16 protein-coding genes and 1 tRNA gene are annotated in these 19,339 nt (G+C 66.7%); 12 read left to right on the forward strand and 5 right to left on the reverse strand.

Annotation, left to right across the window (positions count from 1 at the left end; all coding sequences use genetic code 11):
* Positions 1–57: 57 nt before the first annotated feature.
* From AC1DO7_RS19570 to AC1DO7_RS19590, 5 genes are all read left to right on the forward strand, one after another.
* On the forward strand, positions 58–1,464 hold the full coding sequence (locus tag AC1DO7_RS19570; protein WP_441612370.1) for a nucleobase:cation symporter-2 family protein: 1,407 nt from the start codon (positions 58–60) through the stop codon (positions 1,462–1,464).
* Positions 1,465–1,524: 60 nt separating this feature from the next.
* Positions 1,525–2,499 carry an allantoinase PuuE gene (puuE, locus tag AC1DO7_RS19575; protein WP_441612723.1) on the forward strand — a complete coding sequence of 325 codons (975 nt, stop codon included), beginning with the start codon at positions 1,525–1,527 and terminating at the stop codon, positions 2,497–2,499.
* A 14-nt stretch (positions 2,500–2,513) separates the two neighbouring features.
* On the forward strand, positions 2,514–3,032 hold the full coding sequence (gene uraD, locus AC1DO7_RS19580) for a 2-oxo-4-hydroxy-4-carboxy-5-ureidoimidazoline decarboxylase (protein WP_441612371.1): 519 nt from the start codon (positions 2,514–2,516) through the stop codon (positions 3,030–3,032).
* A gap of 167 nt (positions 3,033–3,199) precedes the next feature.
* A complete protein-coding gene (locus tag AC1DO7_RS19585; protein WP_477116465.1) occupies positions 3,200–4,285 on the forward strand; it encodes a porin in 1,086 nt (361 codons plus the stop codon).
* A gap of 469 nt (positions 4,286–4,754) precedes the next feature.
* Positions 4,755–5,000, forward strand: coding sequence for a hypothetical protein (locus tag AC1DO7_RS19590; protein WP_441612373.1), 246 nt, complete (start codon positions 4,755–4,757; stop codon positions 4,998–5,000).
* A gap of 138 nt (positions 5,001–5,138) precedes the next feature.
* On the opposite strand, the gene AC1DO7_RS19595 is transcribed toward AC1DO7_RS19590, so the two are convergent.
* Complete coding sequence (locus tag AC1DO7_RS19595; RefSeq protein ID WP_477116466.1) at positions 5,139–7,460, reverse strand: NADP-dependent malic enzyme; 2,322 nt, start codon at positions 7,458–7,460, stop codon at positions 5,139–5,141.
* A 242-nt stretch (positions 7,461–7,702) separates the two neighbouring features.
* A complete protein-coding gene (locus tag AC1DO7_RS19600) occupies positions 7,703–8,326 on the reverse strand; it encodes a DUF4136 domain-containing protein (RefSeq protein ID WP_477116468.1) in 624 nt (207 codons plus the stop codon).
* Between the two features lie 328 nt (positions 8,327–8,654).
* Between AC1DO7_RS19600 and pepN the strand changes: the two genes are divergently transcribed.
* The 5 genes from pepN to AC1DO7_RS19625 all read left to right on the forward strand — a co-directional run bounded on the left by pepN (position 8,655) and on the right by AC1DO7_RS19625 (position 14,342).
* Positions 8,655–11,354, forward strand: a complete 2,700-nt coding sequence (gene pepN, locus AC1DO7_RS19605) for an aminopeptidase N (protein ID WP_441612375.1) — start codon at positions 8,655–8,657, stop codon at positions 11,352–11,354.
* Between the two features lie 124 nt (positions 11,355–11,478).
* A complete protein-coding gene (locus AC1DO7_RS19610) occupies positions 11,479–12,495 on the forward strand; it encodes a class 1 fructose-bisphosphatase (RefSeq protein ID WP_441612376.1) in 1,017 nt (338 codons plus the stop codon).
* A 196-nt stretch (positions 12,496–12,691) separates the two neighbouring features.
* Positions 12,692–12,767 (forward strand) — tRNA-Thr (locus tag AC1DO7_RS19615).
* Positions 12,768–12,978: 211 nt separating this feature from the next.
* Positions 12,979–13,347 carry a hypothetical protein gene (locus AC1DO7_RS19620; protein ID WP_441612725.1) on the forward strand — a complete coding sequence of 123 codons (369 nt, stop codon included), beginning with the start codon at positions 12,979–12,981 and terminating at the stop codon, positions 13,345–13,347.
* A gap of 464 nt (positions 13,348–13,811) precedes the next feature.
* A complete protein-coding gene (locus AC1DO7_RS19625; RefSeq protein ID WP_441612405.1) occupies positions 13,812–14,342 on the forward strand; it encodes a hypothetical protein in 531 nt (176 codons plus the stop codon).
* Between the two features lie 474 nt (positions 14,343–14,816).
* Here AC1DO7_RS19625 and AC1DO7_RS19630 read toward each other — a convergent pair whose 3' ends face one another.
* The gene (locus tag AC1DO7_RS19630; RefSeq protein ID WP_441612406.1) at positions 14,817–16,472 is read right to left on the reverse strand and encodes a DUF342 domain-containing protein; all 1,656 of its coding nucleotides are present in this window, start codon (positions 16,470–16,472) and stop codon (positions 14,817–14,819) included.
* Between the two features lie 439 nt (positions 16,473–16,911).
* Here AC1DO7_RS19630 and AC1DO7_RS19635 point away from each other — a divergent pair, with 439 nt between their 5' ends.
* Positions 16,912–17,814, forward strand: coding sequence for a class I SAM-dependent methyltransferase (locus tag AC1DO7_RS19635; RefSeq protein WP_441612407.1), 903 nt, complete (start codon positions 16,912–16,914; stop codon positions 17,812–17,814).
* Between the two features lie 43 nt (positions 17,815–17,857).
* Here AC1DO7_RS19635 and AC1DO7_RS19640 read toward each other — a convergent pair whose 3' ends face one another.
* Complete coding sequence (locus tag AC1DO7_RS19640; protein WP_441612408.1) at positions 17,858–18,412, reverse strand: DUF1415 domain-containing protein; 555 nt, start codon at positions 18,410–18,412, stop codon at positions 17,858–17,860.
* 55 nt (positions 18,413–18,467) lie between these two features.
* Positions 18,468–18,866 carry a hypothetical protein gene (locus AC1DO7_RS19645; RefSeq protein WP_441612409.1) on the reverse strand — a complete coding sequence of 133 codons (399 nt, stop codon included), beginning with the start codon at positions 18,864–18,866 and terminating at the stop codon, positions 18,468–18,470.
* A 178-nt stretch (positions 18,867–19,044) separates the two neighbouring features.
* On the opposite strand from AC1DO7_RS19645, the gene AC1DO7_RS19650 reads away from it, so the two are divergent.
* Positions 19,045–19,339, forward strand: a 295-nt coding sequence (locus AC1DO7_RS19650; protein WP_477116467.1) for an NAD(P)/FAD-dependent oxidoreductase, incomplete at its 3' end; no start/stop codon positions are given.

A 19,339-nucleotide genomic window follows, 5' to 3' on the forward strand; every position in this document is an offset into this window, starting at 1 on the left:
AAGAGAGCCAGCCACCGGCAGCGTTCCCATCAAATCCAAAGGAGAGGAGACACACCTATGACTAGCGCTAGCACCACGGTCCCCACGGATCTCACCAACGAGCGGTTGCCTTCGGGCCGGCTGCTCGCGCTCGGCCTGCAGCACGTACTGGTGATGTATGCCGGTACCGTTGCCGTGCCGCTGATCGTCGGCGGCGCGCTCAAGCTGCCCAAGGACCAGCTTGCCTTCCTGATCAACGCTGACCTGTTCGCCGCGGGCCTGGCCACCTTGATCCAGGCCTTCGGCTTCTGGAAGTTCGGCATCCGCATGCCGGTGATGATGGGGGTGACCTTCGCCTCGGTGGCGCCGATGATCGCCATCGGCTCCGACCCCAATGTGGGCCTGCTCGGCATCTACGGCGCGGTGATCGCGGCGGGGCTGTTCGGCATCCTGGTGGCGCCGCTGATGGGACGCATGCTCGGCCTGTTCCCGCCGGTGGTGACCGGCACGGTGATCACGCTGATCGGCGTGTCGCTGATGCGGGTGGGCATCAACTGGGCCGGCGGCGGCCAGCCCACCACGCGCGCCGTGATCGACGGCGTGGTCAAGGAAGTGCCCAACCTGGCCTATGGCGACCTCGGCGCGCTGGGCATCGCCGGGCTGGTGCTGGTGGTGATCCTGCTGCTGAGCAAGTTCGGTCGCGGGCTGGTATCCAACTGCGCGGTGCTGCTGGGCATCGTCGCCGGCACCCTGGTGGCGATGGCGCTGGGCAAGGTCTCCTTCGAGGGGGTCAACGAGGCCAGCATGATCGCGGTCATCACGCCGCTGCACTTCGGCATCCCGACCTTCGATATCGCGGCCACGCTGTCRATGTGCGTGGTGATGCTGATCACGCTGGTGGAATCCACCGGCATGTTCCTCGCGCTGGCCGACATTACCGGCAAGCGGCTCTCCAACGAGGACCTGACCCGCGGCCTGCGCGCCGACGGGCTCGGCACCGTGATCGGCGGCGTGTTCAACACCTTCCCCTACACCTCGTTCTCGCAGAACGTGGGCCTGGTCACGGTGACCGGCGTGCGCTCGCGCTATGTGGCGGCCGCCGGCGGCATCATCCTGATCGCGCTGGGCCTGTTCCCGAAGATGGCGCACATCGTGGCCTCGGTGCCGCAATTCGTGCTGGGCGGCGCCGGCATCGTGATGTTCGGCATGGTGGCGGCCACCGGCATCCGCATCCTCGGATCGTGCGATTTCAACCGCAACCGCCACAACCTGTTCATCGTCGCCATCTCGATCGGCTTTGGCATGATCCCCACGCTGTCGCCGACGCTGTTCCAGTACCTGCCCAAGTGGTCCGATCCCTTCACCCACAGCGGCATCGTGCTGGGGACCATCGTGGCGGTGGTGCTCAACGTCTTCTTCAACGGCATCCAGTCGCGTGAAGAAGCCATGCGCCATGCGGCCGCGAACTCGCACGGCACGGAATAACGCACGGAGCCAATTTCGCCGGCGGCGGCCGGCACAGTTTCCTGAAGAACCATGACCCCGATGACAAGCAACAACTATCCACGCGACCTGATCGGCTACGGCAGCCAGCCGCCTCATGCGCGCTGGCCTGGCGGCGCGCGCATTGCGCTGCAGTTCGTCCTCAACTACGAAGAGGGCGGCGAGAACAACGTGCTGCACGGCGATGCCGGCTCCGAGCAGTTTCTCTCGGAGATCATCGGCGCGGCCGCCTACCCGGACCGCCACATGAGCATGGAAGGCGTGTACGAGTACGGCTCGCGCGCCGGCGTCTGGCGCATCCTGCGCGAGTTCGAGCAGCGCGGGCTGCCGCTGACGGTGTTCGGCGTATCGATGGCGCTGCAGCGCCATCCCGAGCTGACCCGTGCCTTTGTCGAACTCGGGCACGAGATCGCCTGCCACGGCTGGCGCTGGATCCACTACCAGGGCATCGACGAGGCCACCGAGCGCGAGCATATGCGCATCGGCATGCAGATCATCAAGGAACTGACCGGCTCGCTGCCGCTGGGCTGGTACACCGGCCGCGACAGCCCCAACACGCGCCGCCTGGTGGTGGAGCACGGCGGCCTGCTCTATGACTCGGACTACTACGGCGACGACCTGCCGTTCTGGACCGAGGTGGAGGTGAGCAACGGCGAGAAAAAGCCCCACCTGGTGGTGCCCTACACGCTGGACTCCAACGACATGCGCTTCGCCACGCCGCAGGGCTTCAACACCGGCGAGCAGTTCTTCCAGTACCTCAAGGATGCGTTCGACGTGCTCTACGCCGAAGGCGACCCGCAAGGCCTGGACCGGCCGAAGATGCTGTCGGTCGGCATGCATTGCCGCCTGCTCGGCCGCCCTGGGCGCATGCGCGGGCTGCAGCGCTTTCTCGACTATGTGCAGGGCCACGACAAGGTCTGGATCTGCCGGCGCGTGGATATCGCGCGCCACTGGGCCGAGACCCACCCCCATCCGGCCAGCCACGCCGCCAGCCATTCCGCAAAGACGCACGCCTGAACCGACCCGCCAGCATGAGCCAAACCTACACCCTCGACCAACTCAACGCCCTGCCCGCCGCCACCTTCGTCCAGGTGCTCGGCGGCATCTATGAACACTCGCCATGGGTGGCCGAGGCCGCCGCGGCCCAGCGCCCGTTCGCCAATGCCGCCACGCTGGCCGACGCCATGCGGGCCATCGTGGACGGCGCCGGCGACGCCGCCCAGATCAAGCTCGTGCGTGCCCACCCGGAGCTGGCCGGCAAGGCCGCCGTGCGCGGCGAACTGACTGCCGAATCGACCCGCGAGCAAAGCGGTGCCGGCCTGGACCAGTGCTCCGCCGAGGAATTCGAGCAACTCCAGACACTCAACCGCCGCTACAACGAGAAGTTCGGCTTCCCCTTCATCCTGGCCGTGCGCGGCTACGACCGCGCCGGCATCATCGGCGAGTTCGCAAGGCGCGCGGCCAACGAGCCGGCCGCGGAGTTGCAAACATGCATCAACCAGATCCATCGCATTGCGCAGTTCCGCCTGAACGACTTAGTATCCGGCTGAGCAAAAATAGGCAGCCTGCTTATCGATGACAGGCGCCCGGGCAGCGCCCCGCAGGGGTCCGCGAGCCAGCGGATTTCCCGGCCGGCGCGCGCCCCAAGAACGAATAGAACCCGTCAGGGACCCAGTACACAAAAGCACGCAACGGATCAACCACGGAGATCTCACCAATGCAGAAACAACTCAAGCCGGCCCTCAAGCTGGCGGCAATGGCCGCGGCACTCGCCAGCGGTGCCGCCATGGCCCAGTCCAGCGTCACGCTGTACGGCCAGGCCGACATGTTCGTCGGCGGCGTCAAGAACGTAGGCGCGGCCGACCGCGCCTACGTGGCCAACTCGGGCGGCATGCAGACCTCGTACTGGGGTATCAAGGGTACCGAAGACCTCGGCAGCGGCACCAAGGCCATCTTCGACCTGAACGGCTTCTTCCGTACCGACAACGGCAAGTCCGGCCGCTTCGACGGCGACTCGATGTTCAGCCGCAACGCCTTCGTCGGCCTGCAGAACGACAAGCTGGGCACGATCAAGCTGGGCCGCAACACCACGCCCTACTTCGTCTCGACCATCCTGTTCAATCCGCTGATCGACTCCTACGTGTTCTCGCCGATGGTGTTCCACACCTACTTCGGCGCGTCCACGGCGCGCGTGAACGACCCCGGCATCATCGGCGACTCGGGCTGGAACAACTCGCTGCTGTACTCGACGCCGACCTTTGGCGGCCTGACCGCCAACGTGATCTACTCCTTCGGCGAGAAGACCGGCTCCATCGGCCAGAACAAGTGGGGCGGCAACCTGACGTACTTCAGCGGCAACCTGGCCGCCACCCTGGCCTTCCAGCAAGTGAAGTTCGACAACACGCCGGGCGACATCACCGCCTCCACCAGCCCGCTGCTGGTCGGCTTCAGCAAGCAGAACGCCGTACAGGGCGGCCTGAGCTACGACTTCCAGGTCGTGAAGGTGTTCGCGCAAGGCCAGTACATCAAGTCCGACATCAACAACAACGTCAACGGCGACAYCAAGCACTACAACGGCCAGGTCGGCGTGTCGGTGCCGCTCGGCGCGGGCAACGTGCTGGCGTCCTACGCCTACGACAAGACCAAGAATTCGGTCGCGGACTTCAAGCGCAACACGCTGGCAGTCGCCTACGACTACAACCTGTCCAAGCGCACCGACGTCTACGCCGCTTATTTCTACGACAAGATCACCGACCTGTCGCACGGCGATACCTTCGGCGTGGGCTTGCGTCACAAGTTCTGACGCGCCGGCCTTGTCGACGGGAATCTGGAACCCGCCTCCATGGCGGGTTTTTTTATGCGCGCGATGCCCGCAAGGTCCACCGTCATCGCCACCTTGAACGTGCGCGGCGTGCCCTGCGGCAGATGGCCGCCCCAGCTCGAAGCCCGGCATGCCTTGTTTTGACGCAAATAATTTTGGTTTTTATTAACATTTACTAATCTGTCTAACCRGGCGCGAATATGCCTTTTGCGCCAGTTCGCGAAGTGACGTGTGCGAGGATTCGCCGCGCAGCGGCTTGCGCCCGCGCCCTTGCCAGGCAGATGGCAGGACGCCGTCGGGCCCGGAAAATTGCTGCAATGCGATAGAGGCAGCCTACCGAGCAATCAGGATCGAAAGTCGCCGTTTAATAGGCCGATTCAATTGGCGAGGCCGTCAATGCCTGCCTAGATTAAGTTTCCAGGCAACGAGACGGCAACGGACGAGGTGACTCATGCGGCGTGATGCAAAGACCCGGTCGGAGTTGATGGCCATCCTGAACCAGTTCCTAAACAACAACCCCGAGTGCGGTGAATGTGAATTGCACGCCATGCGCGTGCACCAGCCCGACCACACGGGTTGCAACTGGAGCGCTGAAGTCGATTTCCGGCGCGAATGCGATGACCAGCTATCGACGCAACTGGCAGCCGCCAAATCCATCATCGTGGTGATGCGCGAGCAGTACAACATGCTGCAGTAGGTGCGGCAGCCGCAAGGACATCCAGACATCCAGGTTTCAGCGGGCCGGCGGAACTGCATCACAAACCGGTCCAAAAAAAACGGGGCTCCCAAGGAGCCCCGTTTTTCATGCTGCGGTCCCTGACCGCGATACGCCGGTTCAGCGCGTCGCGTTCGCCTCCGCCACTGCCACCGCCGTCATATTGACGATGCGGCGCGTGGTGGCTTGCGGATTGAGGATGTGCACCGGCTTGGCCGCGCCGAGCAGGATCGGGCCAATGGTGACGCCCTGCCCGCCCGTGATCTTGAGCAGGTTGAAGGCGATATTGGCCGCATCCAGGGTCGGCATGACCAGCAGGTTGGCACTGCCGGCCAGCTTGGTGCCCGGCAGGAAGTGACGGCGCACGTCCTCGACCAGGGCGGCGTCGCCCTGCATCTCGCCTTCCACTTCCAGGTGCGGGGCCACCTGCGCCAGGATCTCCTGGGCCGCGCGCATCTTGCGCGCCGACGGACGGTTCGACGAACCGAACATCGAGTGCGACATCAGCGCCACCTTCGGATGAATGCCGAAGCGCGCGATTTCCTCGGCGGCCAGCTTGGTGATGGCAGCCAGTTCCTCGGCGGTGGGATCGTCGTTGACGAAGGTATCGGTGATGAACAGCGTGTATTTCTCCAGCATCAGCGCGTTCATTGCCGCAAATACCTTGGCGCCCGGCGCCAGGCCGATGACGTCGCGCACATGTTCCAGGTGCGCCTCGAAGCGGCCCACCGTGCCGCACAGYAGCGCGTCGGCGTCGCCCATGTGCACGAGCATGGTGCCGATCAGCGTGTTGGAGCGGCGCAGCGCCACCTTGGCCATATCGGGCGTGACGCCGTCACGGCCGCGCAGCGCATGGTATTCCTCGTGATAGGCGCGGTAGCGCGGATCGTCTTCCGGATTGATCAGCTCGAAATCCACGCCCGCCTTCAGGCGCAGGCCGGCCTTCTCGATGCGCATCTGGATCACGTGCGGGCGGCCGATCAGGATCGGGCGCGCCAGGCCTTCGTCCACCACGCCCTGCACCGCGCGCAGGACGCGCTCTTCCTCGCCCTCGGCATAGGCCACGCGCTTGGGCGCGGCCTTGGCGGCGGTAAACACCGGCTTCATGATCAGGCCGGTGTGGTAGACGTACTGGGTGAGCTGCTGGCGGTAGGCCTCCAGGTCCTTGATCGGGCGCGTGGCCACGCCGGACTCTTCGGCCGCCTTGGCCACGGCCGGCGCGATCTTCTCGATCAGGCGCTGGTCGAACGGCGTCGGGATGATGTAGTCGGGGCCGAACTTCAGCTCCTGGCCGCCGTAGGCCGCCGCCACCGCGTCGTTGAGCTCGGCCTCGGCCAGCTCGGCGATGGCCTTCACGCAGGCCAGCTTCATGGCTTCCGTGATCTTGGTGGCGCCGCAATCGAGCGCGCCGCGGAAGATGTACGGGAAGCACAACACGTTGTTGACCTGGTTCGGGTAGTCCGAACGGCCGGTGGCGATGATGCAGTCAGGCCGCGCGGCCTTGGCCACTTCCGGGCGGATTTCGGGTTCCGGGTTGGCCAGCGCCAGGATGATGGGCTTGTCGCCCATGGTCTTGACCATCTCGGCGGTCAGCACGCCGGCGGTCGAGCATCCCAGGAACACGTCGGCGCCGTTGACGATGTCGRCCAGCGTGCGGGCCGAGGTGTCTTGCGCGTAGCGGGCCTTGTTGGGCTCCATGTTGGCGTCGCGGCCGGTGTAGATCACGCCCTTCGAATCCACCACCGTGATGTTGGTGCGGGTCACGCCCAGGCTCACCATGGTATCCAGGCAGGCGATGGCCGCCGCGCCGGCGCCCGAGACCGCCAGCTTGACCTTGGCGATATCCTTGCCCACCACCTTCAGGCCGTTGAGCAACGCCGCGGCGGAGATGATGGCGGTACCGTGCTGGTCGTCGTGGAAGACGGGAATGTTCATGCGTTCGCGCAGCTTCTGCTCGATGTAGAAGCACTCGGGCGCCTTGATGTCCTCGAGGTTCACGCCGCCGATCGTCGGCTCCAGCGCGGCCACGATTTCCACGATCTTGTCCGGGTCGCGCGCGTCGAGTTCTATATCGAACACGTCGATGCCGGCGAACTTCTTGAACAGGCAGCCCTTGCCTTCCATCACCGGCTTGCCGGCCAGCGGACCGATATCGCCCATGCCGAGCACGGCGGTACCGTTGGTGACCACCGCCACCAGGTTGCCGCGCGAGGTGTACTCGGCGGCCATGGCCGGATCCTTGGCGATCTCCTCGCAGGCATAGGCCACGCCCGGCGAGTAGGCCAGCGACAGGTCGCGCTGGTTCGACAGCGCCTTGGTCGCATTTACCTGGATCTTGCCCTTGGTCGGGCTGCGGTGATATTCCAGCGCTGCCAGGCGCAGTTGCGCTTCAGGGCTGTTGGGGGCATGTTGCGGTGCATCACCGCCGGTCTTGCTGCTCATTGTGCTCGTCCGGGTAGTAGTGGCCCCACCAGGGTCTGCCGCGGCCGCTCCGGTCGTATCCGGCGCGCTTGCCGGAATCTTCCAGCGCAACTTTCAAGACAGGCTCCGGCGGCTCGGGCCGAAAATTCGAGCCGTCATTCTAGCTCAGCCAGGCCCGGCGCGAAGACCCTGCCACGCGAGGGCGCAAGGTATTCGGGGTTTTCGCCGGGCAATTCAGTTTTTACCCCAGCAGGGGCAATGCGTTACTTATCGTTCGGGTCCAGCGGCAAGGTCACGCGCTTTGGCCTGCCGTTCTCCGCGGGGAACTGCACGAAGGCGCTGCGGATCAGGTAAGGCATCGCCGCCTGCAGCGAGGYTTCCTCGCCGCGATGATGCGCCGTGACCTGGTAGACCTTCGTGCCGCTGGCGGCCTCCTTGAACATCACCCGCAGCGTGGACAGGGTCACCGGCACATCGCGGATGGTGGTGGTCGGTGGCCAGTAACCCGGGCCGCCCCAGCCCCACGGCCCCCACGGCCGGTAGTAGGGCCCCCAGTACGGGCCATAAGGGCCGGGATACCAGGGATCGGAGTAGGTCGTCTCCTGCACGCGCATCAGGCGCGAATTGGTGTCGTAGTCCATCCTGACCAGGTAGCGCGCCTGCGCGCGTGCCACCTGCTCGAAGCCGACCCCGGACAGCGCCTGCGCCAGCCATTGCTCATAGGTCTGGTCCTCGAGCTGGGCCTCCTGGCCCGGCGCGCGGTCGAAGGCATAGGTGCGCGGCGGATCGTTCTGCCAGTTGCCCTGCCGGAATGCCGTCACCTCCGTGGTGACGGTGCTGGCGCAGCCCGACAGCAGGGCCGCGCCGAGCAGCGCCGCACCCGCCATCACCCTGCTGCGCAGCAAACCCGCGCCGGCCAGCCGCGCCCACAGGGCGCCTATCCATTGCCTTGTCATGATGCCCCTCGCAAGATCATTGTTCCTCGCCTGTTTTATCCGCCTGTGACAGCGCGACTTCCGCCGCCGAGCGGCTCCGGCGCATCGGCCCGAGCCGCCGCGCCCGTGCTTGGCTACAATGGGTTCTTCAGTGCCACGCCGGCGCGCGGCCGCGGCAGCCTTCGTCCCATCCGGCCATAGCCACCTGCCGCCCTTGCCGCCCCTTTGCCCGCGTGGCGACCATGACGCCCCATTGGCCTTCAGAGGACAGGACTCTTTCATGCTGCGCACCGACACGCCCGTTACCGTCCACCGCAAAGACTATACTCCGCCGGCCTTCGCTTTTGAGCACGTCGACCTCGTGCTCGAACTCGACCCCGCGCGCACGGTGGTGACCAACACGCTTCGCTTCATGCGCCACGCACCCGGTCCGCTGGTGCTGGCCGGCGAAGAACTCGAACTGGTCGGCGTGAGCCTCGACGGCCGCCCGCTGGACAACGCCCGCCAGGAAGCCGCCAGCCTGACACTGCCCGAGTTGCCCGACCACGGCACGCTGGAGATCGTCACCGCCTGCCAGCCGGCCGCCAACACGTCGCTGTCGGGCCTCTACGTCTCGAACGGCAATTTCTTCACGCAGTGCGAGGCCGAGGGCTTCCGCAAGATCACGTATTTCCTGGATCGCCCCGACGTGATGTCCACGTTCCGCGTCACGCTGCGCGCGGAACGCGCGGCCTATCCGGTACTGCTGTCCAACGGCAACCTGGTCAGCGAGCGCGAGCTGCCCGGCGGCCGGCACGAGGCCGTATGGGAAGACCCGTTCAAGAAGCCGTCCTACCTGTTCGCGCTGGTGGCGGGCAAGCTCGAGCGCATCGAGGAACGCATCGCCTCCGCCTCCGGCAAGGAAAAGCTGCTGCAGGTCTGGGTGGAGCCGCAGGACCTGCCCAAGACGCGTCATGCGATGGACTCCCTGATCCATTCGATCCGCTGGGACGAGCGGCGCTTCGGCCTGGAGCTCGATCTCGACCGCTTCATGATCGTCGCCGTGGGCGACTTCAACATGGGCGCGATGGAGAACAAGGGCCTCAACATCTTCAACACCAAGTACGTGCTGGCCAATGCGCAAACCGCCACCGACGCCGATTTCGGCAATATCGARTCGGTGGTCGGCCACGAATACTTCCACAACTGGACGGGCAACCGCGTGACCTGCCGCGACTGGTTCCAGCTCTCGCTCAAGGAAGGCCTGACGGTATTCCGCGACCAGGAATTCTCGGCCGACATGATGGGCTCGGAATCGGGCCGCGCGGTCAAGCGCATCGAGGACGTGCGCGTGCTGCGCCAGGTGCAGTTCCCCGAGGACGCCGGCCCCATGGCGCATCCGGTGCGGCCCGACAGCTACGAAGAGATCAACAACTTCTACACCGTCACGGTGTACGAGAAAGGTGCCGAAGTGGTACGCATGTACCAGACCCTGCTGGGCCGCGAAGGATTCCGCAAGGGCATGGACCTGTACTTCCAGCGCCATGACGGCCAGGCCGTGACCTGCGACGATTTCCGCGCCGCGATGGCCGATGCCAACGGGCGCGACCTCACCCAGTTCGGCCGCTGGTACAGCCAGGCCGGCACGCCGGTGGTGGGCGTGCGCACCGCGTGGAACGGCGACGAGGGCAGCCTGACGCTGACGCTGTCGCAGCACTGCCCAAAGGTCGGCATCGAGACCCACCCCGGCACGCCGGACAAGCTGCCCTTCCATATCCCGTTCGCGCTGGGCCTGCTCGATGCCGAAGGGCGCGATCTGCCGCTGCAACTCGAAGGCGAAAGCCAGCCCGGCGCCACCACGCGCGTGCTCGACTTCACCGAGGCCGAGCAGAGCTTGCGCTTCATCAACCTGCCGCGCGGCGATGCGCCGCCGCTGCCGTCGCTGCTGCGCGACTTCTCCGCGCCGGTCATCGTCGACGCCGACTACAGCGAGGCGCAGCTCACCTTCCTGCTCGCGCACGACAGCGACCCGTTCAACCGCTGGGAAGCCGGTCAGCGCCTCACCACCCGTGCGCTGCTGCAGCTGGTGTCGCAATCGCAGGCCGGGCGCGAGCTCAAGCTCGACCCGGCGCTGGTGGCCGCGCTGCGCACCGTGCTCAACAACCAGCAGCTCAGCCCCGCCTTCCGCGAGCAGGCACTCACCCTGCCGGCGGAAGCCTACCTGGCCGAGCGCATGGGCGTGGCCGACCCGGCCGCCATCCACCGCGCGCGCCAGTTCATGCGCGAAGCGCTGGCCCGGGAACTCAAGGCCGACTGGCTGGCCGCCTATCATGCCAACGCCACGCCGGGCGACTACAGCCCCGATGCGGTCTCCGCCGGCAAGCGCGCGCTGCGCAACCTGGCGCTGGGCTACCTGGCCGACAGCGGCGACGCCGACATGCAGGCGCTGGCCGAAGCGCAATACAAGGCGGCCGACAACATGACCGACCGTGTCGCCGCGCTGATCGCGCTGGTCAACACCTTCGCTCCCGGACGCGAGGCAGCGCTGGCCGACTTCTACCAGCGCTTCGAGCAGGACGCGCTGGTGATCGACAAATGGTTCTCGCTGCAGGCCGCGCAACGCGGCACGGTGGGGCCGAGCCTCCCGGGCCACGCCGGCAAGCACACCATCGACACCGTGCGCGCGCTGATGGAACACCCTGCCTTCAACCTGCGCAATCCCAACCGCGCGCGCTCGCTGATCTTCAGCTTCTGCGCCGCCAACCCGGCCCAGTTCCATGCCGAGGACGGCTCCGGCTATGTGTTCTGGGCCGAGCAGGTGCTGGCGCTCGACGCCATCAACCCGCAGGTGGCCTCGCGCCTGGCACGCGTCATGGACCGCTGGCAGAAATACGCCCTGCCGCTGCGCGACCGCATGCGTGCCGCGCTGGAACAGGTGGCTGGCGCCAAGGACCTGTCGCGCGACGTGCGCGAGATCGTAAGCAAGGCGCTGGCGCCCTGACAGGCACCGCGACGGGCGCCGGATCCGGCGCACCGACGGGCCGCCGGCGCGCCGCGGCCCGTCGCCGCTGCGGCCTGGCAGCCATGCGGCCATGTAGAATTGCGGCCATTCAAGGAGAAACCCCATGAGTCGCATCAGCCTCACCCGCTATCTGGTCGAGGAGCAGCGCAAACACAATACGATCCAGCCGGAGCTGCGGCTGCTGATCGAAGTGGTGGCGCGCGCCTGCAAGGCCATTTCCAACTCCGTCAGCAAGGGCGCCCTCGCCGGCATCCTCGGCTCGGCCGGCACCGGCAACGTGCAGGGCGAGACCCAGCAGAAGCTGGACGTGATCGCCAACGAAGTCCTGCTCGACGCCAACGAATGGGGCGGCCACCTCGCCGCCATGGCCTCGGAGGAAATGGACAGCTTCTACGAGATCCCCAACCGCTATCCCAAGGGCGAATACCTGCTGCTGTTCGATCCGCTCGACGGCTCGTCGAACATCGACGTCAACGTCTCGATCGGCACCATCTTCTCGGTGCTGCACATGCCCAAGCCCGGCCAGACCGTGACCGAGGCCGACTTCATGCAGCCCGGCACCCACCAGGTCGCCGCCGGCTACGCCGTGTACGGCCCGCAGACCACCCTGGTGCTGACCGTCGGCAATGGCGTGCACATGTTCACGCTGGACCGCGAAGCCGGCAGCTTCGTGCTCACCCAGTCCGACGTGCAGATCCCGGAAGACACCAAGGAATTCGCGATCAACATGTCCAACATGCGCCACTGGGCCCCGCCTGTGCGCCGCTATATCGACGAATGCCTGGCCGGCGACGAAGGTCCGCGCGGCAAGAACTTCAACATGCGCTGGATCGCCTCCATGGTGGCCGACGTGCACCGCATCCTCACGCGCGGCGGCGTCTTCATGTACCCCTGGGACAAGCGCGAGCCGGAGAAACCCGGCAAGCTGCGCCTGATGTACGAAGCCAACCCCATGGCCATGCTGGTCGAGCAGGCCGGCGGCGCCGCCACCAACGGCCACGAACGCATCCTGGACGTGCAGCCCGAAAAGCTGCACCAGCGCGTTTCCGTGATCCTCGGCTCGAAGAACGAAGTGGAGCGCGTCACGCGCTACCACCACGAGGAAAAGGCCGCGGGCTGACGCCGGCTGCCGGCGAGAAGGCCACGGCACTTGCATGTGCTGGTGTGGGAAGGGACGCCCCGGGCGTCCCTTTTCCATGGCCAGGCTGGCCGCAGCCACGTCCGCCCCGGAAATTTTTGCCTGGGGGGCTTCACAGGCAAAATAAACGTTGCTATTATTGCGGGCTTCATCCAGTAGTTGTTTCGCGGATGGTGAGGCCGAAGTAGCTCAGTCGGTAGAGCAGCTCATTCGTAATGAGAAGGTCGGGGGTTCGATTCCTCTCTTCGGCACCACAAGCATTCCAGAGTATTGCCAGCAGTGCCAAGCAACCCGGACAGCCCAGAGCTCTCCGGGTTTTTTGTTGCCCGGCGCCGGCGAATCCCGGGGCGCCACGCCTGCCAGTCACCGCGGGTCCTTGGTACCATCCAGCCCAGCCTCGCAAGCGAACCCGGTTGCGCTGCGCCGCCCGCAACGCGACTCTTTGGAGATCATGCCGTGAAATACATGAAGGTATTGGCAGCAATGGCCTGCCTGGTATCGGCGGCTTGCACCACGTCTGCGCCCGCGCCCGCGCCATCCGGCGGCAGGCAGATGTCGACGTACGACGCAGACACCGAGTACACGGTCGAGTACGTCCCGGATGGCTTCACGCTGATGGTCAACTATCGCTACCCGGGGTTCACCGTGCGGTCCAGCACGGCGCAGACGGCGTGCAAGGCAGCGCTTTCCAGTGTGGCCAACAGCCTCTCCGAGCGCCGTCAGCGGCAAATCGAACCGCTCGACGACCGGCTCGTCAAGCTCACCACCCGCAGGAACTGGTCCGGCACGATGGCCACCTGCTCTGCCACAGCGCCAATCGCCTGGAAGCGCTGACGCCGGGCCGGCACGCCCGGCAGAGCATTTTCTCTTTCCCCCCGCACACATCCCGCGCCCGCCAAAAGCATGGCGGCAGGACAGCCGTTGACAGCCTCCTGTCCGTCACATCCCTCCTTGGGCTTACGCCGTTCGATTCATTGAATCTGCACGCCCCAGGCACCAGACTGGTATCACAAGACAACCAGAACAACGGGTAGCGACTCCAGGCGCCCGAATACACAGGACGAACCGGCCGGCAGCGTTCCGGCACGCGTTCGCCATTGCTGCGCAACCGGGGAACAGCATGCATACCGCTCCGACATAGCCGGCGCCGCGCCGGATTTGCAGGTTGGCCGTGCCCGCGCGCACCCGCGCGCCGCGCGCGGCCGATCCACGCCACGACAAGAACAAAGGAAGCGGCCATGGATGCTTGTCCAGTCCCTGGTACGGCGAGCCGTTGTCTTTTTCCGCGCGGATTCGTCGTGCTGCTTGCCATGTGCGCATCACTGGCAGCGGCGCCGGCGCGCGCGGACGATGCAAAGCCGCCGGATATCCCTGTACCTTCGCCGGAAGGCTTGCCGGCAGCGGACACGCCCGCCGCCGCTCCCGCTCCCGGATTCTCGCCGCAGGTCTGGCTCAATGCGGGCTTTCTCTCCTATCACTTCAACCACGCTGCGCACTACAACGCGTACAACTGGGGATTCGGCATCGATCTTCGCGTCAGCGAGGATTTCACCTTGTCCGCCGGCGAATACCGCAACAGCATGCGCTACCACTCGACCTACGCCACCGTGAGCTGGCAGCCCCTGCACCTGGGACCGCTCCGGATCGGCGTCGCGGCAGGCGCGGTGCGCGGGTATCCGGATATCAATCATGGCGGCTGGTCACCGATGGCCGCACCGGTGATCGGTGTCGAGTACCGCCGCGTGGGCGCGAGCCTGATCTATGTGCCGACGATGCGAGGCAAGGTCGACGGCTGCATTTCCTTGCAAATCAGGATACGGGTCTGGTAGCGCGCGCGTATTCGCACGAGGGCACGAGGGCACGCGGGTGGCCCCAGCGGCATCAATTGCGATGCGCTGCCCGATGCGATGGGTGCCTGTCCCCCGGTGTGGCTGGATGCCTCCGACCTTGCCGCAAGCCGCGAGGCGCGCCGCGAGGGCTTCTGCAGAAAAAAACGCCGCATGCGCAAGCATGCGGCGTTACGGAAGGAGGGCCAAGGGATGGACCCTCATCGGGAATACCACCCCCGGGGAAGAGAGCGGTATGTGGCTACTGTAATCACTGGCGCCACGCCAACCAATCAGCCGCTTCCTAATTTCCATTCGGAAATTTCGGCAAATCAAACCCGCGCGCCAAGTACCGGGGGGGGCATTGCCTACCTTGACGGCATTGCGCGCCGCTGCCGGACAACGCGCAGGACAAGGGGGAGAAAAAGGGAGAAGGAAATGGGGATCGCCCGCTGGCCGGACGATCCCGCTGCGAGGTCAGACCAGCGCGATGCGGTCCTCGACCAGCCGGAACTGGCCGCCCGGCTTGTCCTCCATGATCTTCATGGACTTCTGCCCGATATGCGCGCTGACCCCGCCGTGGATGCGCCGGCTCACCTCGATCACCGCCCCGGGCGAGGGGCGCAGCTGCTCGGCCAGCCTGGCCAGCCTGGCGTCCAGCTCGATGGAGTCGCGGGTCAGCTTGAACAAGGTCGCGCGCGCCTTCTCGCGCAGGTCRCCGACCGCTTTCTCGGGGTTCTTGGCGAAAAAGTTGACCAGCTGCTGCACCTTGGCCTGGTCGGTCTCGAGCTGGCGGCGCTGGGCCTCCGCTTCGGCCTTCTCCGCTTCCGCATAGGGATTGGTGCCGACCTGCACGATGGTGGCGGTGCCTGCGGACGCGCCGAGGGTGGCGGTGCGCACCGCCGCCTTGGCCCGGATGCGGCCGCCGGTGATATTGCCCTGTCCGCCCTTGGGACTGCCCGCGAGGATGCTGCGCCCGGCGGCCACGTCGCTCTGCCGGATGCCGCTTTCCACGGTGACATCGGTGCCGGCCTCGACCACCGCGCTTTCGATGAAGCGCGCGTGCAGCGCGCCCTTGCAGCGCACGCTCGCCAGCGCCGCCGCGCCATCGCCGCCCTGGTGCGCGCCTTCGGCCCGGCCGATGATGCCGCCCTTCACCACGACGTCGCCGCCCGCCTCGACATGCGCGGCCTCGATGGTGCCGCTGACGATGACATCTCCGGTCACCCGCACCGTCATGCCGGTCTTGATATCGCCGTTGACGCGCAGAGTGCCGTCGAAGGTGACATTGCCGGAATGCATGTCCACCGCTTCTACGTCGACCACCGGGCTGACCGAAACGCCATGCGGCAACAGCGTCGGCGAGCCGGAGATCGCCGCCAGCAGGACGCCCGGATCGGCGGGATCGGGGGCCACGCCCGTCAATCCATCGGCATAGGGCGGATCGGCCGCCTCCGGCGCCGCCACGGGCTTGCCGAAGACGTCGACGCCATCCGTGCCCTGGCGGGCCGGGATGCGGCGCATCAGCGGCGTGCCCGGGTTGACCAGCAGCAGGGTCCCGAGGTCGCGCAGGTCGACGCGGCCACTTTCGTCTTCCGCCACCAGGGGCTTGCGCGGCGCCAGCAGGCTTTCGAAGCGCGCTGGCGTGCCGGGCCGCGGCGCGCGCCCTGCGGCGATCTCCACGCTGTCGCATAAGCCCGCCTCGAAGACCGTGCGCAGGATGTCGCGGTCAGGCTCGGCCACGATGCCGCGCTCGGCCAGCGCGGCGCGGACATCGTCACGCACCACCGCGCGGCCGCCTTGCGCCGGCAGCAGGCTCAGGCGCACGCTCAGCCCGTCGGCGCTGATGTCGATCTCGAAATAGCCGTCGGTGACCTCTCCGATCAGCGCCTGCACCGGCGCGCCTTCGGTGGCGCGCTGGCACTGCGAGAGAAAGCCGCCGACCGCGGCTGTGTCCAGCCTGGCCCCGCCCCAGCCTGCGGCGGCCAGCGCCGCCTCCAGTGCCGCGCGGTCCGGCGGCATCCGCCCCGGCGCCATGGCATAGGTGGCGTGCAGATGCCGCGTGGCCTCATCGAGACTGACCCGCAAGCCCCCTTCTACTGCGTCAACTGGGTGTTCTCCCCGACTTTCCATTCCGTCGTTCCCTCTGGTGGATCTGTCCGGGCGCGCGGTCCCGCCCGCTGCGCCACTTGCCATTCCGGGCCGCCCCCGCCGCGCGCTGACGCAGCCCGCGACCAAAGGGTGCGGCGGCATCGCCGTGGGTACCTGGGCTTCTGGCATCTGCCCGCGGGCGCCGCGCACGGGGCCCCGGGTTGTCTTTGCGCGCCGCTGATCTTTGTTCTTTCTGGCGCACACAACACCAACGGCGGCCTTGCGGAAAACTTGAGGGCCGCGCGCCGGGATCCCGCCGAAACCAGGCGGCAAGCAGGTGGCGAGCACCGGCATCCGCTGCGGCGGTTGCGCCACTCCGCCCGGCCGCCGGCGACTTTCGGTAAACTGCCGCTATTCCGGCGCCGCGTCGTCCGCTTTGGCGCACGCCCCACTGCCTCACCGCTTTTCCCAGGTTCCCCAGATGGCCCAGAAGTCCCCGGCGTCGAAGACGCCCGCCGCACCGGCGCCCAGCCCCCACGAAATCCGCCCCGGCCAGTCCGTCGAGCTGCTCAAGGCGCTGCATATCCTCACGCGCGACGGCAAGATGAACCAGGACAGCCGCCGCAAGCTCAAGCAGGTCTATCACCTGTTCCAGTTCATCGAGCCGCTGCTGCAGGACCTCAAGCAAGACCATCCCGACGTGACGCTGGTGGACCATGGCGCAGGCAAGTCCTATCTGGGCTTCATCCTGTACGACCTGTTCTTCAAGGACCACCTGGACAACTCGCACATCTTCGGCATCGAGACGCGCGAGGAACTGGTGCGCACTTCTCAGGAGCTGGCCGCGCGGCTTGGCTTCAAGGGCATGTCCTTCCTGAACCTGTCGGTGGCGGACTCGATCACCTCGTCGCAGCTGCCGCCCGCCATCGACATCGTGACCGCGTTGCATGCCTGCAATACGGCCACGGACGATGCCATCCGCTTCGCGCTGGAAAAGCACGCGAAGTACATCGTGGTGGTGCCCTGCTGCCAGGCCGAGGTGGCCGGCGTGCTGCGCAAGAACAAGGGAAAATCGCTCGCCAGCCCGCTCACCGAGATCTGGCGCCACCCGCTGCATACGCGCGAGTTCGGCAGCCAGGTCACCAATGTGCTGCGCTGCCTGCAACTCGAAGCGCACGGCTACCAGGTCAGCGTGACCGAGCTGGTGGGTTGGGAGCATTCGATGAAGAACGAACTGATCATCGCGCAGTACAAGGATCTGCCGCGCCGCCGGCCCACCGAGCGCCTCAACGAAGTGCTGAAGACGCTGGGGCTGGAGGAAATGTCGGGACGCTTCTATACCGGCGAAAGCCACGGCGAGGCAGCCTGCGCCGTGGCGCAGTGAGTTTCCGGCCTGATGCGTGGCGGCGCCCGCCCGGCGCGCCGCTTCAGGCGCGCATCAGCGCCCGCCACCCCTCCAGGCCGAGCTTGCGCATGGTGTCCTGGTTGCGCTCGTAGATATCCGCCGCATCGGGAAAGGCCTCCACGGCACGCGCGATGCTGTCTTCGCGCAGCAGGTGCAGGATCGGATAGGGCGCGCGGTTGGTGTAGTTCTCGATATCGTCCGGCTCGGTTCCGTCGAACTGGTAGTCCGGGTGGAAGCTGGCGATCTGCAGCGTGCCGGCCAGGCGCAGGCTCTTGAGCAGGCGTTCGGCGAAAAACAGCGCGTCGTTGTAGTCGAGAAAATCCGCCAGCGCGTGCGGCAGGATCAGCAGCGTGGTGTCGGTCTCGGCCGGATCCGCCTCGGCCAGCAGTTTCAGCTCGGCCTCGAGGTCGGCCATCACGCCCTCGCTATCGGTGGCGCCGCTCACCGCGTAGCGGATCTGTTGCTTGACATGCACGGCCTTGGCGAACGGGCAGAGGTTAAGGCCGATCACGGCGCGCTCCAGCCACTGCCGGGTGGCTTGCAGGACGGATTCGGTGGACGGCGGAGCTGAAGTCATGACGATGGCGAACGGCGCGAAACCACCATTTTAGCGCCCGGCCCGCACGTCTCGCTCAGCGGCGCTGGCCGTAGATCTGCCTGGCAAGCGTATCGGCCTGGCGCATGGCCGCGTCGCGCTCGGCCGCGCTCAGTTTGCCGCAGACGTACTCGAGGTTGGCGGTATCGAGGTCGGTCACGCGGCGATCGCCGGACAGCACGATCACCTTGCGCCACGCGCAGGCACGCACGCGGTCCTTCTCCAGCCCGAGGCAGCCTGACTGCAGGCAGTAGGACAGGTTGCGCTGGGCCAGGAAGTCGCCATGCATGGCCTTGTCCTGCAGCCCTTGCGCGGTTTCCTGCGCAAACGCCGCCGGCGCTCCGCACAGCAGGCCGAGCACCAGGCCGGCAGGCACGCCTCGCGCGGCAGCGCGCACTACGGCGCGAAACGCCGGGAAAGAAAAAGATACGGTCATGGGAAACGCACGCTGGCGGCATCGAGGACCGGATCTTATCAGCCGCCGCCGGGCTGCGCCGGCCACCCCGCGCCGGGCCATGGCGAGCCGCCCTATATAATCCGATCCGCCGCGCCGCACGCCCAAGGCACGCCTTTCGCATTGCCGCGGCTCACCGCCCTTCCTCCGGATTCAAGCCATGTCTGCACCCGCCGCCTCTCTCTCCGCCAGCATCGCCGTGATCGGTGGCGGCCCCGCGGGCCTGATGGCGGCCGAGGTGCTGGCCGCGCGCGGCTGGCGCGTGGACGTGTACGACGCCATGCCGTCGGTGGGCCGCAAGTTCCTGATGGCCGGGCGCGGCGGCATGAACCTGACGCACTCGGAGGCGGCGCAGCCCTTCCTGGCGCGCTACGGCAGCCGCAGCACGCAGATCGCGCCGCTGCTGGCGGGCTTCGATCCGCAGGCGCTGCGCGAATGGGTGCACGGGCTGGGCA

It is taken from the genome of Cupriavidus sp. 05N40 (assembly GCF_056397305.1).